General features: G+C 65.2%; 18 protein-coding genes. 15 read left to right on the top strand and 3 right to left on the bottom strand.

The features are described from left to right. Window positions 1-226 precede the first annotated feature (226 nt). From AC3A3X_RS04495 to AC3A3X_RS04480, 4 genes are all read left to right on the top strand, one after another. Window positions 227-649: a hypothetical protein gene (locus tag AC3A3X_RS04495; RefSeq protein ID WP_487581851.1), complete on the top strand. Its 423-nt coding sequence runs from the start codon at window positions 227-229 to the stop codon at window positions 647-649. Window positions 650-788: 139 nt separating this feature from the next. Next, complete coding sequence (gene greB, locus AC3A3X_RS04490) at window positions 789-1,301, top strand: transcription elongation factor GreB (protein WP_487581850.1); 513 nt, start codon at window positions 789-791, stop codon at window positions 1,299-1,301. 7 nt (window positions 1,302-1,308) lie between these two features. Further along, window positions 1,309-1,776 carry a GNAT family N-acetyltransferase gene (locus AC3A3X_RS04485; RefSeq protein WP_487581849.1) on the top strand — a complete coding sequence of 156 codons (468 nt, stop codon included), beginning with the start codon at window positions 1,309-1,311 and terminating at the stop codon, window positions 1,774-1,776. 125 nt (window positions 1,777-1,901) lie between these two features. Next, a complete protein-coding gene (locus tag AC3A3X_RS04480; RefSeq protein WP_487581848.1) occupies window positions 1,902-2,438 on the top strand; it encodes a porin family protein in 537 nt (178 codons plus the stop codon). Between the two features lie 97 nt (window positions 2,439-2,535). On the opposite strand, the gene rimO is transcribed toward AC3A3X_RS04480, so the two are convergent. Next, complete coding sequence (rimO, locus tag AC3A3X_RS04475; RefSeq protein WP_487581847.1) at window positions 2,536-3,900, bottom strand: 30S ribosomal protein S12 methylthiotransferase RimO; 1,365 nt, start codon at window positions 3,898-3,900, stop codon at window positions 2,536-2,538. A 742-nt stretch (window positions 3,901-4,642) separates the two neighbouring features. Here rimO and AC3A3X_RS04470 point away from each other — a divergent pair. Continuing rightward, window positions 4,643-5,209, top strand: coding sequence for a type II toxin-antitoxin system MqsA family antitoxin (locus AC3A3X_RS04470; protein WP_487581846.1), 567 nt, complete (start codon window positions 4,643-4,645; stop codon window positions 5,207-5,209). Window positions 5,210-5,852: 643 nt separating this feature from the next. Here the strand turns inward: AC3A3X_RS04470 and AC3A3X_RS04465 are convergent. Then, on the bottom strand, window positions 5,853-6,437 hold the full coding sequence (locus AC3A3X_RS04465; protein ID WP_487581845.1) for an MltR family transcriptional regulator: 585 nt from the start codon (window positions 6,435-6,437) through the stop codon (window positions 5,853-5,855). 316 nt (window positions 6,438-6,753) lie between these two features. Between AC3A3X_RS04465 and AC3A3X_RS04460 the strand changes: the two genes are divergently transcribed. From AC3A3X_RS04460 to AC3A3X_RS04415, 10 genes are all read left to right on the top strand, one after another. Beyond that, the gene (locus AC3A3X_RS04460; RefSeq protein WP_487581997.1) at window positions 6,754-7,422 is read left to right on the top strand and encodes a dienelactone hydrolase family protein; all 669 of its coding nucleotides are present in this window, start codon (window positions 6,754-6,756) and stop codon (window positions 7,420-7,422) included. Beyond that, window positions 7,419-7,859, top strand: a complete 441-nt coding sequence (locus tag AC3A3X_RS04455) for an HIT family protein (RefSeq protein WP_487581844.1) — start codon at window positions 7,419-7,421, stop codon at window positions 7,857-7,859. The genes AC3A3X_RS04460 and AC3A3X_RS04455 overlap by 4 nt, the downstream gene beginning before the upstream one ends. Then, window positions 7,856-8,554 carry a 5-oxoprolinase subunit PxpB gene (pxpB, locus tag AC3A3X_RS04450; RefSeq protein WP_487581843.1) on the top strand — a complete coding sequence of 233 codons (699 nt, stop codon included), beginning with the start codon at window positions 7,856-7,858 and terminating at the stop codon, window positions 8,552-8,554. Before AC3A3X_RS04455 ends, pxpB begins: the two co-directional genes overlap by 4 nt. Continuing rightward, window positions 8,551-9,510: a 5-oxoprolinase subunit C family protein gene (locus AC3A3X_RS04445; RefSeq protein WP_487581842.1), complete on the top strand. Its 960-nt coding sequence runs from the start codon at window positions 8,551-8,553 to the stop codon at window positions 9,508-9,510. Before pxpB ends, AC3A3X_RS04445 begins: the two co-directional genes overlap by 4 nt. Before the next feature lie 30 nt (window positions 9,511-9,540). Beyond that, a complete protein-coding gene (locus AC3A3X_RS04440; protein WP_199253068.1) occupies window positions 9,541-9,705 on the top strand; it encodes a LiaI-LiaF-like domain-containing protein in 165 nt (54 codons plus the stop codon). Window positions 9,706-9,724: 19 nt separating this feature from the next. Continuing rightward, entirely contained in the window at window positions 9,725-10,486 is a 762-nt protein-coding gene (locus AC3A3X_RS04435) for a 5-oxoprolinase subunit PxpA (protein ID WP_487581841.1), read from the top strand. A 241-nt stretch (window positions 10,487-10,727) separates the two neighbouring features. Further along, complete coding sequence (locus tag AC3A3X_RS04430; RefSeq protein ID WP_487581840.1) at window positions 10,728-11,453, top strand: DUF969 domain-containing protein; 726 nt, start codon at window positions 10,728-10,730, stop codon at window positions 11,451-11,453. Beyond that, complete coding sequence (locus AC3A3X_RS04425; RefSeq protein WP_487581839.1) at window positions 11,440-12,405, top strand: DUF979 domain-containing protein; 966 nt, start codon at window positions 11,440-11,442, stop codon at window positions 12,403-12,405. Before AC3A3X_RS04430 ends, AC3A3X_RS04425 begins: the two co-directional genes overlap by 14 nt. A 114-nt stretch (window positions 12,406-12,519) precedes the next feature. After that, window positions 12,520-13,176 carry a pyroglutamyl-peptidase I gene (gene pcp, locus AC3A3X_RS04420; protein WP_487581838.1) on the top strand — a complete coding sequence of 219 codons (657 nt, stop codon included), beginning with the start codon at window positions 12,520-12,522 and terminating at the stop codon, window positions 13,174-13,176. Between the two features lie 11 nt (window positions 13,177-13,187). Next, complete coding sequence (locus AC3A3X_RS04415; protein WP_487581837.1) at window positions 13,188-13,484, top strand: hypothetical protein; 297 nt, start codon at window positions 13,188-13,190, stop codon at window positions 13,482-13,484. Between the two features lie 131 nt (window positions 13,485-13,615). On the opposite strand, the gene dcd is transcribed toward AC3A3X_RS04415, so the two are convergent. Further along, a complete protein-coding gene (gene dcd / locus AC3A3X_RS04410) occupies window positions 13,616-14,185 on the bottom strand; it encodes a dCTP deaminase (protein ID WP_158730638.1) in 570 nt (189 codons plus the stop codon). Between the last annotated feature and the right edge of the window lie 65 nt (window positions 14,186-14,250).

The following is a 14,250-nucleotide window of genomic DNA, read 5'->3' as shown; positions in this document are numbered from 1 at the left end:
GATTCCCGCCTTCGCGGGAATGACGAGTGTGGGGAGCCCGCCTTCGCGGGAATGACGGGTTTTCGGGCGAATGACTGCCCCCTTGTCCGCCCGCCCCGCCGCGCCACGTTGTCCCCTGCGCGCGCCAGCTTCGGGGGAACTGTGCCGTGCGTGTCGACATCACGGCCGGAGGCGCCGACACGCCCCCGCTCCGGCCACTGCGCCCCCGAGGCGCCTGGAGATGTCCATGTCCCGCACCCCCTTGTTGCTGCTCACGCTGGCCTGCGCGTCGGCCATGGCACTGGCGTTTCCCGTCCGCGCCCAGCAGGCCAACCGCGCCATTGTCGCGATCTACCATGTCGCTCCCGGCAAGCAGCTCGAATTCCTCAAATGGATGTCCGCGCGCGAAGCCATCGACCGCGAGGCCGGCGTCGGCGCCACGCAGTGGTATGCCCACCTCAACGGCGACAGCTGGGACTACGTTGCGATCTCGCCCGACGTCGATGACGCCACCTCCGACAAGCTCGATGAGCTGGCGAGCAAGAAGGGACTCAAGGTCGGACCACAGGGCGGACTGGAGTTCCGCTCGATGGTCGCCGCGCACACCGACACCCTCGCCGCCGGCCCGATGACGGCGGCACAGCTGGTCGAACGCGTCAGCAAGCCCTGATGAAGCCGTGCCCGGCGGCGGTGAGTGCCGCCGCCGGGAGGTTCATCGCTTCGGGTCGCGTGCACGCCGCGGCCGGGTCGTACTTGAGCAGCGTCGACGGCTCTGCGATAACGATGGCCCCATTCCCGCTCCCCCGACGATGTCCCGCTGGCGCCCCCCTGCCGAGAAAAGCACCGCCCTGATCACCCGCGGCGGGCACGATCGCCTCAAGTCCGAGCTCGACGAGCTGTGGCGCATCAAGCGCCCGGAAGTGGTCAAGGCACTGGCCGCGGCGGCCGCCGAGGGCGACCGCTCCGAAAACGCCGAGTACACCTATCGCAAGAAGCAGCTCGGCGAGATCGACCGGCGCGTGCGTTACCTCAGCAAGCGCCTGCCGTCCCTGCGCATCGTCGATACCGTGCCGACCGACCCGGAAGCGGTGTTCTTCGGTGCGCGCGTGGAAGTCGAGAACATCGCCAGCGGTGAAAGCCAGCGCTATCGCATCGTTGGCCCGGACGAGACCGATGCGCGCGCGGGCTGGATCAGCATCGATTCGCCGCTGGCACGGGCGATGCTCAAGAAGCGCCTGGACGACGAGTTCGAAGCGATGCTGCCCGGCGGCGCCGCGCGCTTCGTGATCGTCGACGTCAGCTACGATGATGCTGACGCCTGAGCCTGGCATGACAGATGTCGTGCTGCGCGAGGCGATGGTTACCGACGCGGCCGCGATCAGTGCGCTCGTCTGCGAATTGACCACTCGCTGGATAGCACCGGACTGCACGCCCGACGGCGCGACGCGACTGCTGCAGATGCTGGCGCCCGACCCCACGGCCAGGCGCATGGACGAGGGCTTTCGCTACCTTGTCGCGCAGCGCGGCCACGTCCTCGTCGGCGTCGCGGCATTGCGCCCGCCTGCTCATTTGTTCCATCTGTTCGTCGCCGACGCGGCGCAGCGACAAGGATTGGCGCGGCGGCTGTGGCGAACCGTGCGGACCTGGGTGGACGACTCCGCACCGATCACGGTCAACGCTTCCCGGCATGCGCTGGCGGTCTACCGCAAGTTCGGCTTCGAGGCGACCGCTGCGGAAGCCAGCGAGCACGGCATCGTGTCCACGCCGATGGTGTGGCGCCCCGGCGACGAAGTGTGATGCCTATCACCACCGGGTCACGCACGACTATTTCGCGTTGACGCCGTTTTAACATTTCTCATACCGTCCTCTCGCCCTGCGGCACAGGAGTGCCGTCGGGTCATCTCTCAAGGGGAGTTTCAAAAATGGGGAAGTTCAACGTTCTGGTCCTGGCGCTTGCCATGGCCGGTGTAAGCACTGCCGCATCGGCTGCCGAGGGGTCGGGAGTCTATGTGCGCGGTGAAGTCGGCAATTCCACGCTGCATGTCGATGGCGACTCCGCCGTAGACACCGCGATGAACGGCTGGCTGGGATACAGCTTCAACTCGCTGATCGGCGTCGAGGCCCATTACGGCTCGCTCGGCAAGGACAGCGACCAGGGTTCGACGATCGAGATGAACGCAACCGGCATCGGCCTGCGCCTGAAGCATGAGTTTGCGGGCGGTGCTTACTACGTCGCCGGACGCGCCGGCATGGAGCGCATCGAAAGCCAGTTCACCGATGAAGGTTTCGGCATCGATCTCACCGAAGAGGAAGAGAACCCGTACGCCGGCCTGGGCATGGGCTATAACGTCAACAAGAACTTCGCCGTGACCGGCTACTGGGACACGCGTACGGTGCCGTTCTTCTTCGGTGACGAGCGTGTCGACACGCTCACGGTCGGCGGCGAATACCGGTTCTGAACAGATTGTTCTGATCCAATCGTTCTGCACGGATCGCCGGCAACAGCTCGCAAACCCGGCAATGGCCACCTTCGGGTGGCCATTGTCGTTGCGCGTCTCAGTCGTCGAACGCGACTTCGCCGAACAGGTCGTGCTCGTCGCTGCCCATGATCTCGACGTCGACGAACTCGCCCGGCTTGAGGCCGGCCATGAAGCCGTTCTGGATCTGCACCAGGCCGTCGATCTCCGGCGCATCGGCCATCGAGCGCGCGATCGCCAGCTCGCCGTCGAGCGCGTCGACCAGGCAGCGCTGGATGGTGCCGACCTTGGCTTCGAGCTTGGCCGCGGAAATCTCCGCCTGCCGCTCCATGAAACGCGCAAGGCGCTCGGCCTTGACCTCTTCCGGCACCGGATCGGGCAACGCATTGGCGCTGGCACCCTCGACCGGCGAATAGGCGAAGGCGCCGACGCGGTCGAGCTGGGCCTCGTCGAGGAAGTCCAGCAACTCTTCGAACTCGGCCTCGGTCTCGCCGGGGAAACCGACGATGAAGGTCGAGCGGATGGTGATGTCCGGTGCGATCGCGCGCCAGCGCTGGATCCGCTCGAGCGTCTTGTCGACCGCGCCCGGGCGCTTCATCAGCTTGAGCACGCGCGGGCTGGCGTGCTGGAACGGGATGTCCAGGTACGGCAGCAGCTTGGGCATGCCGTTGGCGCCGGTTTCGGCCATCAACGGGATGATGTCGTCGACGTGCGGATACGGATACACGTAGTGCAGGCGGGTCCAGATGCCCAGCTCGCCCAGCCCCTCGCACAGCGCCTTCATCCGCGTCTGGTAGGACTTGCCGCGCCATTCGTGCTGCGCATACTTGACGTCGACGCCGTAGGCCGAGGTGTCCTGCGAGATCACCAGCAGTTCCTTGACGCCGCCCATGGCCAGCTTCTCGGCCTCGCGCAGCACCTGGTCGACCGGACGGCTGACCAGATCGCCGCGCATCGACGGGATGATGCAGAAGCTGCAGCGGTGATTGCAGCCTTCGGAAATCTTCAGGTAGGCGTAGTGCTTGGGCGTCAGCTTGATACCGGTGTCGGGCACCAGGTCCAGGAACGGATCGTGCCTGGGCGGCAGCGCCGCATGCACGGCGCTCATCACGCTGCCGTAGTCCTGCGGGCCGCTGATCGACAGCACGCCCGGATGCGCCTCGCGGATCTGCTCGGGCTTCTTGCCCAGGCAGCCGGTGACGATGACCTTGCCGTTCTCGGCAATCGCCTCGCCGATCGCGTCCAGCGACTCGGTCACGGCCGAGTCGATGAAGCCGCAGGTGTTGACCACGACCACGTCGGCATCGTCGTAGGTCTGGACGATGTCGTAGCCCTCCACGCGCAACTGGGTGAGGATGCGTTCGGAGTCGACCAGCGCCTTGGGGCATCCGAGGCTTACGATGCCTATCCTAGGTTGACGATTTCCCGTATCTAGTTGTTTCATAAGGTTTTTTACAAGACCCGAATCTACTTTCCTTGGGCACGCCCAAGGCGACGAAACTGATTAACAAGATGATATCTTGTTGATTTAATTGAAAATATCGCAACAGGCGGCTTGGGATGTGCCCAAGGCACTGGTTGATTCGCCCCCAAGGCACTGGTCGATTCGTGCGTTTCGGATACCCGCAGGTACCAAAAAGGCCGGGGCGGCATTCTACCTTCCGATAGGCCCTCCGACTCTGTTAGCCGAGCTGCGTGGCCTACCCGCCTCGGCCTTGCGTAGCAGCCGTTCAGCCCACAAACTGAACCGCGAGTCGCCTAGGGGGCGCGTAAGTGTTTGATCCTTCGTATCGACCGCACTACGGGGCCGAAAGAACTAACCATGGTGGTTGATTAGTGGAACACGCAGGCCCACTATACCCGCTAGCCCGGGTCCGGGAGATCGTCGCCAACGACAAGGTGACGTTCTCCTTCGATGCAGAAGCGGACTACCAACAACTTGGCCTCTCAAAGGAAGAAGCACTTGCGTGCATCGACGCGCTCCTGCCAAGCGAGTACCGCAAGTCGCTTTCCTACGACGGACAACAGCCCTTCGATGACTACGTTACTGCCCCGCAAAAAGCACCTGCGGAACCTAGACCTGTCCGCCTCTACATCAAATTTCGCATCCCTTCGCCACGCTGCGTAGAGCAGCTGTACGTAACGTCGTTTCACGAATCAACGTATTAAGACGTGGATGCCTTCACATGACGCATATCTGCCCAGCCTGCGAAACCGGCACACTTGCCGCACGAGTGAGTGATCGGACGATTCGTTTCGAAGGCCACCAACTTCGTGTCCCAAATCTGCACTATTCCGAATGCCCGGTGTGCGGCGAAAAGGTTGTACTGCCTGCACAAGCCAAGCGTAATGAGGTTGCCTACGCTGACGCCAAGAAGGCGCATCTCGGACTGTGGAGTTCCGGGAAAATTGAGTCTTTCCGCAGGCAATGGGAGTTGACGCAAAGCGTTGCGTCCCAACTCTTCGGCGGCGGAACTAACGCCTTCTCAAAGTATGAGCGAGGCGAGGTCATACACACCAAGGCAATGGACTTGCTGATGCGCGTATTTGACCAAAGCGAAGAAGCAAGAGCGCTTCTAACGGAATTCGCCGGTGTCACACTTCCGAGTGTTCCCGCATGGGAAACGATTAGGCCCGCGCCTGCGCCAAGGAGGCACGCTAGTGCAACCGCGGTCATGCGCAGCTATGGAGCGGTGAAGCACCTTGCTGCAAATGAGCATTGGGAAACGTGCGAAGTCACCCATGGCAACTAAGAAATCTATCGCGTCGAGGAAGGCGCCAAAGAAGGTCGACGCTAGCGAGGTAACTCGTTACTTCTACTTGAACGATATTTCGCTTTGGGAGACTTCCCTGCGGCGTGACCGCGAATTTCGCTGGGGTGAACACACCTCAGACAAGTGCGACACTCAGACTTTCAGAATAGTAGAACCCGAAATTCTCGAAGTGGACGTCGAGGGCGAAGAACAAAAGCAGATAATGCTACGGGCCTTGGTTAGACTTGGAGTTCGCTTAGTCCCAACGGAACAGGAAAATCCTGACCCCATCTACACCTTGGAAGCAGCCTTTTGCGCGGATTACTTCGTTTTGACTCCGCCAAGTGAAGAGGCATTTCAAGAGTTTGTAGACTTCAACTGCGTGCACAACGTGTGGCCATTCTGGCGCCAGCATGTTTTCGACACACTCAAGAGAGCTTCTTTGCCCGTGCCTTCGGTCCCACTTTTCGCAGGCCAGAGCAAGTATCGGCGAAAGAGAGTAAGTATTTCACGAGTGCTAACCGCCCCTGAAACATCCGAGCAAGGTTAGCGCTCATCGCACCAAAGAAAAACCCCGGAACTTCCGGGGTTTTTCTTTGGTGACGAGAACAACCTCGTCCAATCTACATGCGACAAATCTGGGTCACTCACTAGCTCCATCGTCCGAACCAGGGCGAATTGTGGTGAGGCGAAAACCTACGAACGGAGCCCGTCTCCCGCGCTTCCTGTGTTGCGCAATTTGAATGCGGAGTTCCGTGAGCACGTTCGATATGGACCGCTGAAGCCGCGCGCGCGGTTCCTGCGTCATGGGCGTTTGATCGAAGTTGTAGCCGTGCAACTGGCCGATCATGGCCCTGATGTCAGGCTGATCCAACGAGACACCCTCCCAGTCGTGTGCGAACAGGTTCCGAATCTTCCGCGCTACCTCGAGATCCTCGTATTGCTCCTTCGTAAGAAGGCCAATTGCATAGGCTGCCTTCATCCTCGCCGCAAGGGTTCCCAGCGGAGCATTGAAGCCCTCGACCAAGTCCTTGGATTGCTTGCAATCAATCAGATAGGTCAGAAGGAGGCGACCTAAAGTGTCTTCAGCGAAAGCAGCCAGCGCTAGAGCGAGCCCACGTTCATCATGTGCTGAAAGGGCTCGGTTAAACCGATTGATCGAGTTGAAGTCCGGGTCGGCGGACTCATGGACGCCTTCGACCTTCCCACTGACCGCATCCGCTGCCATGCATCAACCCCTGCCATTCGACTTACGCGAATCTACCTACAGTATCCCAAGGGCAACCGAGGCTGACGAAACCGACTTTGGGATTGGCTAGGGACATTGAGAGAACCGGGCTTGTCGAGTTGCAGTCGCGCCAAGCGCAGCGAGCGACCTGCTGGCCACGCGCTCGGCGGCTACAGCAGGTCCCTCGCTGCGCTCGGGACGACAGGATGGCTGCGGATTATAGCGCCGGCGCTAGAATCAACCGGGCCGATGCTGCCGCGAAGCTGAACACTTCCGGCAGCCAGCGCCCGCCGATAACTGAATGGACCTCTCCCCCATGGCCCACTGGATCGATCTGGACACCCCGCATGGCCCGGTCAGGGCCTGGCGCGCCGAGCCGACCGGCCCCTCGAAGGGCGCCGTGATCGTGTTGCAGGAGATTTTCGGCGCCAACGCCCACATCCGCAGCGTCGCCGAGCGCTTCGCCGCGGCCGGTTTCGTCGCCCTGGCGCCGTCGCTGTACGACCCGGTGGCGCCCGGCGCCGAGCTTGGCTACGACGAGGCCAGCACGCAACGCGGTGTTGCCCTGCGCAACGACCTGGGATTCGACCGCGCGGTCGACATCATCAGCGAGGCGGCCGACGAACTGCATCGGGAGGGCCTGCGCGTTGGCGTGGTCGGATTCTGCTGGGGCGGCAGCCTGGCATTCCTGGCCAACACGCGCCTGGGACTGCCGGCCGTGTCCTACTACGGTGCGCGCACCGCGCCCTTCCTCGACGAACCGTTGCGTGCACGGATGATGTTCCACTTCGGCGAAAACGACAGCAGCATTCCGGCCGAGGTGATCGAACAGCACCGCAGCAAGCACCCCGCCGCGGCCGTGCACGTCTATGCCGGCGCCGGCCATGCCTTCAATCGCGATGTCGACAACCACGTCTACCATCCCGCCAGCGCCGAACTGGCCTGGCACCGCACCATCGATTTCCTGGCGGAGAACCTGCGATGAATCGCTCCGGTAATCGCTCCGATAGTGCAGGCACCTGGCAACTGCATGCACAGCTGGCCGAGGACACGCATCCGGTCGCCCATCTCGCCTTGAGCGAGCTGCGGCTGATGGACGACGCCAACCACCCCTGGCTGATCCTGATCCCGCGCGTGGCCGATGCGGTCGAGCTGATCGACCTCGATGAGGCGCAGCAGGCCACGCTGATGCGGGAGATCAGCGCGGCCAGCCGTGCACTGCAGGCCGAGTTCAAGCCGCAGAAGATCAACGTCGCCGCGCTGGGCAACGTCGTGCCGCAACTGCACGTCCATGTCATCGCGCGTTTTCACGACGACATCGCCTGGCCGCGACCGGTCTGGGGCACCGCCAGCGCGCAGGCCTATACGCCCGAAGCGCTGGTGACACGGATCCAGCAACTGCAGGGCGCCCTGCCGAAGTGAACCGTTCGCTGGTCTGCGACATCGAAGCGCTCGCAGACGACGCCTGGCTGCTCCGCTTCGGAGACCGGCTCGACCCGCAGCTCAATGCTCAAGTGCATGCGGTTGCGCGTCGGCTGGGCGAGCACAAGCCGCACTGGCTGCGCGGGCTGGTGCCCGCGTTCGCCAGCCTGGGTGTGTTCTTCGATCCGGCTGCCGATCCGGCGCGAATCCACGAGGAGCTGCTGGCATTGCTCGCGAAGGACGAGGCACCGGTGGTTGACGCAAGTGCGCAGGCAGCGCGAACGGTGGAGATTCCCGTCGTCTATGGCGGCGAGTTCGGTCCGGACCTGGAGACCGCGGCGACGGAGCTGCAGCTGTCGCCGCAGCAGCTGATCGCGCGCCACGCCAGCGGCGTGTACACCGTGGCGATGATCGGCTTCGCACCGGGCTTTCCATACCTGGCCGGGCTGGATCCGGCGCTGGCGCTGCCGCGGCTGGCGACTCCGCGTGCACGCGTGGCGGCCGGCAGCGTCGCCATCGGCGGCGCCCAGACCGGCATCTATCCGCGCGAGAGTCCCGGCGGCTGGCGCCTGCTCGGGCGCACGCCGAAAGTGCTGTTCGACCCGGCGCGGTCGACACCGTCGCTGTTGCTGCCGGGTGATCGCGTGCGATTCGTCGCCATCGAGGCGGACCGTTTTGCGGACGCCGGCCAATGAGCGCGCCCCGGTACGGCCTGCGCGTGTTGCGCCCAGGATTGCTCACGACCGTACAGGACCTCGGCCGCACGGGCTGGCGACACCTCGGCGTCGCCCATGCCGGCGCACTCGACCCCGATGCGGCGCGACTGGGCAATCGCCTGGTCGGCAACCGCGCCGATGCCGCAGTGCTGGAACTGACCCTGCACGGCCCTACGCTGCAACTGGAAGCGCCGCTGCGCATCGCCCTCACTGGCGCCGCCGTATCGGCGCGATTCGACGGCGAGCCGGTTCCCTGCGGTCGACCGGTGCTGCTACCGGCCGGCACGCTCGAACTTGGCGCGGTCCGCGGCGGTGCCCGCGCATGGCTGGCGATCGCCGGCGGCATCGACGTACCCGAGGTGCTCGGAAGCCGCAGCACCGACCTGCGTGGCGGCTTCGGCGGGCTGGACGGACGCGCCCTGCGCAATGGCGACAGATTGGCACTGGGCGCTGCTCCGCCGTTGAACTGCAAGCGGCTGCAAAGCGTGCGCTGGTGGATCGACCCCGGCCACGACGAAGACCCGCGCGCGCCGATCCGCTACCTGCCTTCGACGCATGCCTGGTCGGCGCCGCTGGCGCGACGTACCTGGAAGGTCAGCGCCAGCAGCAACCGCCAGGGCTTGCGGCTGCAGGGCGATGCCCTGCCGACACCCAAGGCCGACGGCATCTCCGAACCGGTCGCGCCGGGCACGATCCAGCTGCCGCCCGACGGCCAGCCGATCATCCTGCTGGCCGATGCCCAGACCGTCGGCGGCTACCCGCGACTGGGCCATGTCATCGCCGCCGACCTGCCGCGCCTGGCGCAGTGCGTTCCGGGACAGACCCTGCACTTCGCCGCAGTCGATGCCACCACCGCCTACCGCCTGGCTTGCGCGACGCGGGCGCGGGTCGCCAGAATCGGCGTGATGATCGACGCGCGCGTGCCCGCGGTCTGACCCCTCCAACTCCTTACCTTCCGGAATCCCATGAAATCCAATGTCGTCGGCGCGCTGGTGCTGGTCGTGATCGGTACCCTCTTCCTGCTCAACAACCTTGGCTACACCGACATGAGCCTGGGTCGGATGCTGATGACCTGGTGGCCGGCGATCCTGATCGTGGTCGGCCTGGGAATGCTGTTCAAGCGCGGCTGAGGTCGCATCCGGCCATGACGTGAGCAGCAGGCATATCGACTTCAACTGCGATCTCGGCGAAGGCTGCGGCGACGACGCGGCGATCCTGCCGCTGGTCAGTTCGGCCAACATCGCCTGCGGCGGCCATGCCGGCGACGAGGCGACGATGCGCGCGACGCTGCGCCTGTGCCGCACGCACGGCGTGGCGGCAGGCGCGCATCCCTCGTTCGACGATCGCGAGCATTTCGGCCGGCGCGCCCTGACGCTGCCGCCTGCCGACATCGCGCAGGCGGTGCGTGCGCAGATCGGGCGCCTGGCAGCGATTGCCCGCGAGGAAGGCGTGCGCCTGACCCACGTCAAGCCGCACGGCGCACTCTACAACGTCGCAGCCGACGATCGTGGTGTCGCCGATGCGATTGCCGAAACCGTCAAGGCGTTCGACCCCGCGCTGGTGCTGTTCGGCCTGTCCGGCTCGGCGCTGACCGATGCCGGCAGCGCGCTAGGGCTGCGCGTCGCACACGAAGTGTTCGCAGAACGCGGCTACGACCGCCGCGGCCGCCTGCTTCCGCGCGGCAGCAAGGGCGCGGTGATCGAATCGCTCGATGCGGCGATCGTGCAGGTGCAGCGGCTGGCGATGCGCGGCGAAGTGGTCGCCGATGACGGCAGCATCGTGGCGCTGCGCGCGGATACGCTTTGCCTGCATGGTGACCGCAGCGATGCGGCATTGTTCGCGCGGGCGGTGCGCGATGCGCTGGAGGCGGATGGGATTGTCGTCGCGCCTGTCACGGCCCTGAGCCAATGAAGGCCGATACCGCCGTGGACCTGCAAATCACTTCCACCCCGTCATTCCCGCGAAGGCGGGAACCCAGCGACTTTGCCTCTCCCGGGAAAGCACGAAGACACTGGGTTCCCGCCTTCGCGGGAATGACGGAGTGCGGGAATGACGGAGTGCGGGAACGGGGTGCGGGACGGGGTGCGGGAACGGGTTGGCGGGGATCGAGTTGAGAGGATCGGGTTGAGAGGATCGGAATGAAGGAATCGCGATGAACTACTGGCCCCTCCTCGGCGTCGCCTGGGTCGTCGTCGGCTTCGTCCTGCGTGCCAACCCGGTGATCGTGGTCGTCAGTGCCGGACTGGTCAGCGGCCTGGCGGCAGGCAAGTCGATGCCCGAGCTGCTGGCCGTGATTGGCGACAGCTTCATCTCCAATCGCGCCCTGCTGATGTTCGCGATGACATTGCCGACCATCGGCCTGCTCGAACGCGCCGGGCTCCGCGAACACGCCCTGCAGTGGATCGCGCGCTGGCGCGGACTGACCCTGGCGCGACTGCTGATCGTTTACCTCGGCGTGCGCCAGGGGCTGAGCACGCTCGGCCTGATCGACATCGCCGGCCACGCCCAGACCGTGCGCCCGCTGCTGGCACCGATGTCGGAATCGGCGGCCAACCGCACCCCCGGCCTGCAGGAGCATGGCACGCTGCCGCGCGAGGAAATCCAGCGCGTGCATGCCCTGGCTGCCGCGACCGACAACGTCGGCCGCTTCTTCGGCGAGGACGTGTTCCTCGCCTTCGGCGCGGTGCTGCTGATCCAGGGCTTCTACGCCGAGCACGGCATCACCCTGGAGCCGCTGCAGATCGCACTGTGGGCGATCCCGACCGCGATCGCCGCGTTCGTGATCCACGCCGTGCGCATCGTCTTCTTCCAGCGCGGCCTTGCACGCCGGATGGGTTCGACGGCCGGCCGCGCGGAAAGCAACCATGCTGTCGATTGAACATTTCTACATCTTGCTGGCGCTGTTCCTGTTCTTCGCGGGCGGCAGCAACCTGCGTGAGGGTCGCTATGCCCATGCCGCGTTCTGGTCATTGCTGGGCGTGTTGTTCGCCAGCGGCAAGCTGGTGCTGACGGCCAGCAAGGCTGGCAATCCCCTGCCCTCGCAGCTGGCCGGCGCAGCCGTCATCGTGCTGGCGCTGCTGGCCACGCGGATGCGCCGCGAACACATCGCCGAAGCGCCCGAAGCGCAGCGCCAAGCCTCGGCGTTGCGCCTGGGCCATCGCCTGTTCGTGCCGGCGCTGCTGATCCCTGTGATCACGGTGCTGATCGTGCTGTTCGGCAAGTACATCGTCATATTCGGCACGCCGTTGTTCGGCGAGGGCAGCATCACCCTGATCGGGCTGGCGCTTGCCTGCGTGCTGTCGGCCTTGGCCGCTGTCGTGGTGACGCGCGAGCGGCCGATCCGCGCCGCCAGCGAAGGCCGCCGCCTGCTCGACACGATGGGCTGGGCGGCGCTGCTGCCGCTGGTGCTGGCCACGCTCGGTGGCGTGTTCGCCGCCAGCGGCGTCGGCGAGGCGGTGGCGTCGATCGTGTCGGCGGTGATTCCCTCCGACAGCCGAGTGGCCTGCGTGCTGGCCTATGGGCTGGGCATGGTGGTGTTCACGATGATCATGGGCAATGCCTTCGCCGCGTTCCCGGTGATGACCGCCGGCATCGGCCTGCCGCTGCTCATCCAGCAGCATGGCGCGGAACCGGCGATCCTCGGCGCGCTGGGCATGCTGACCGGCTATTGCGGGACGCTGATGACGCCGATGGCGGCCAACTTCAACCTGGTGCCGGCGGCGCTGCTGGAACTCGATGATCCCAATGCGGTGATCCGGGTGCAGATTGCGACGGCGGTGCCGTTGATGCTGGTCAATCTGGTGCTGATGTACTGGTTGGCATTCAAGTGAACCTTGCTCCCGTCATTCCCGCGCAGGCGGGAACCCAGCGTCGTTGCCTGTTGCGGGTTTGGCGCAAACCGAAAGACACTGGGTTCCCGCCTGCGCGGGAATGACGGTATCCCCATGACAGCCTCGATCCCCACCGTCCTGCTCACCGGCTTCGCCCCGTTCGGCGGCGAAGACAGCAATCCAAGCTGGGAGGCCGTGTCCGCGCTCGATGGCGAGCAGATCCTCGGCCACCGCATCGCCACGCGCTGCCTGCCCGTGGAGTTCGGTGCTTCGCTGCAATCCTTGCGCCGCGCGCTCGACGAGACCGCACCGGTGCTGGCGATCTGCGTCGGCCAGGCCGGCGGCCGCGCGCAGATCGCGCTCGAGCGCGTGGCCATCAACGTCGACGATGCCCGCATTGCCGACAACGCCGGCGCGCAGCCGATCGACGAGGCGGTGGTCGCCGGCGGCCCGGCCGCGTACTTCAGCGACCTGCCGATCAAGGCGATGCTGTCGACGCTGCGCGCGGCCGGCATCCCGGCCGAGGTTTCGCAGACGGCCGGAACCTACGTCTGCAACCACGTGTTCTACGGGCTGATGCACGCGTTGCGAACTGTGCACGGCGTCCGTGGCGGTTTCATCCACATTCCGTATGCTCCCGCGCAGGCTGCGCGACACCCGGGCGCGCCGAGTCTGCCGCCGTCGGTGGTGAGCCAGGCCCTGCGCCTGGCGGTCGCCACCGCGTTGACTGTCGAACACGATGTCCGCCTGGCCGCGGGCACCACCCACTGAAGGACACCCTGATGCGCAAGACCGTTGTCGCTGCCCTGCTGGCCGCGTGCCTGATCACCCCTGCCCTGGCGCTGGCCGCCACGCAGTCCCAATACGACAAGAAGGCGGCCGAATTCGCCCAGAACGGCCAGCAGACCGTGAGCCTGTACGTCGATGTCGACCTGGGCGCGCGCAAGAACGGCTCGGCCAGCGAGCTCAACCAGGCCCATCGCGCGTTCAACAGCAATGGTTACCAGGTGCAAAGCGTGGTGGGTTACACCGAGAACGGCGACCTGCAGGGGTTTTTCGTCACCTACGTGCGGCGCTGAGGGCCACGGCTGCCCTCACCCCAACCCCTCTCCCGCAAGCGGGAGAGGGGCTCAAGGCAATGCGTTAGCCCCTCTCCCGCTTGCGGGAGAGGGGTTGGGGTGAGGGCAAGCCTTTGTGGTGAGGGCAAGCCTCAGGTGCGCGGCAGCGTGACGCCGACCTGGCCCTGGTACTTGCCGCCACGGTCCTTGTACGAGGTCTCGCAGACTTCGTCGGACTGGAAGAACAGCATCTGCGCCACGCCTTCGTTGGCATAGATGCGCGCCGGCAGCGGCGTGGTGTTGCTGAATTCCAGGGTCACGTGGCCTTCCCATTCCGGCTCCAGCGGCGTGACGTTGACGATGATGCCGCAGCGCGCGTACGTGCTCTTGCCCAGGCACACCACCAGCGTGTCGCGCGGGATGCGGAAGTACTCGACCGTGCGCGCCAGTGCGAAGGAGTTCGGCGGAATGATGCACACGTCGCTTTCGATGTCGACGAAGCTGCCGCTGTCGAAATGCTTCGGGTCGACGATCGTCGAGTTGATGTTGGTGAAGACCTTGAACTCGCGCGAGCAGCGCACGTCGTAGCCGTAGCTGGACGTGCCGTAGCTGACGATGCGGTGGCCGTCGGCGGCGGTCTTGACCTGGCCCGGCTCGAACGGCTCGATCATGCCGTGCTGCTCGGCCATGCGACGGATCCAACGGTCGGACTTGATGCTCATGCGGGAGGGCGGGCCTGTGGGTAGGGAAAGGGGATTGTAGAGGACCCGCGCCGGCGATCCTGCGC

The sequence above is a fragment of the Lysobacter sp. Soil_N_23 genome (assembly GCF_057656135.1).
Note: the sequence above shows the minus strand (reverse complement) of the source record. Positions and strands in the feature narration are given on the sequence as shown.

Coding starts and splice junctions, on each gene's coding strand:
- AC3A3X_RS04495 (WP_487581851.1), top strand. CDS start 227: ATGTCCCGCACCCCCTTGTTGCTGCTCACGCTGGCCTGCGCGTCGGCC.
- greB (WP_487581850.1), top strand. CDS start 789: ATGTCCCGCTGGCGCCCCCCTGCCGAGAAAAGCACCGCCCTGATCACC.
- AC3A3X_RS04485 (WP_487581849.1), top strand. CDS start 1,309: ATGACAGATGTCGTGCTGCGCGAGGCGATGGTTACCGACGCGGCCGCG.
- AC3A3X_RS04480 (WP_487581848.1), top strand. CDS start 1,902: ATGGGGAAGTTCAACGTTCTGGTCCTGGCGCTTGCCATGGCCGGTGTA.
- rimO (WP_487581847.1), bottom strand. CDS start 3,900: ATGAAACAACTAGATACGGGAAATCGTCAACCTAGGATAGGCATCGTA.
- AC3A3X_RS04470 (WP_487581846.1), top strand. CDS start 4,643: ATGACGCATATCTGCCCAGCCTGCGAAACCGGCACACTTGCCGCACGA.
- AC3A3X_RS04465 (WP_487581845.1), bottom strand. CDS start 6,437: ATGGCAGCGGATGCGGTCAGTGGGAAGGTCGAAGGCGTCCATGAGTCC.
- AC3A3X_RS04460 (WP_487581997.1), top strand. CDS start 6,754: ATGGCCCACTGGATCGATCTGGACACCCCGCATGGCCCGGTCAGGGCC.
- AC3A3X_RS04455 (WP_487581844.1), top strand. CDS start 7,419: ATGAATCGCTCCGGTAATCGCTCCGATAGTGCAGGCACCTGGCAACTG.
- AC3A3X_RS04445 (WP_487581842.1), top strand. CDS start 8,551: ATGAGCGCGCCCCGGTACGGCCTGCGCGTGTTGCGCCCAGGATTGCTC.
- AC3A3X_RS04440 (WP_199253068.1), top strand. CDS start 9,541: ATGAAATCCAATGTCGTCGGCGCGCTGGTGCTGGTCGTGATCGGTACC.
- AC3A3X_RS04430 (WP_487581840.1), top strand. CDS start 10,728: ATGAACTACTGGCCCCTCCTCGGCGTCGCCTGGGTCGTCGTCGGCTTC.
- AC3A3X_RS04425 (WP_487581839.1), top strand. CDS start 11,440: ATGCTGTCGATTGAACATTTCTACATCTTGCTGGCGCTGTTCCTGTTC.
- pcp (WP_487581838.1), top strand. CDS start 12,520: ATGACAGCCTCGATCCCCACCGTCCTGCTCACCGGCTTCGCCCCGTTC.
- AC3A3X_RS04415 (WP_487581837.1), top strand. CDS start 13,188: ATGCGCAAGACCGTTGTCGCTGCCCTGCTGGCCGCGTGCCTGATCACC.
- dcd (WP_158730638.1), bottom strand. CDS start 14,185: ATGAGCATCAAGTCCGACCGTTGGATCCGTCGCATGGCCGAGCAGCAC.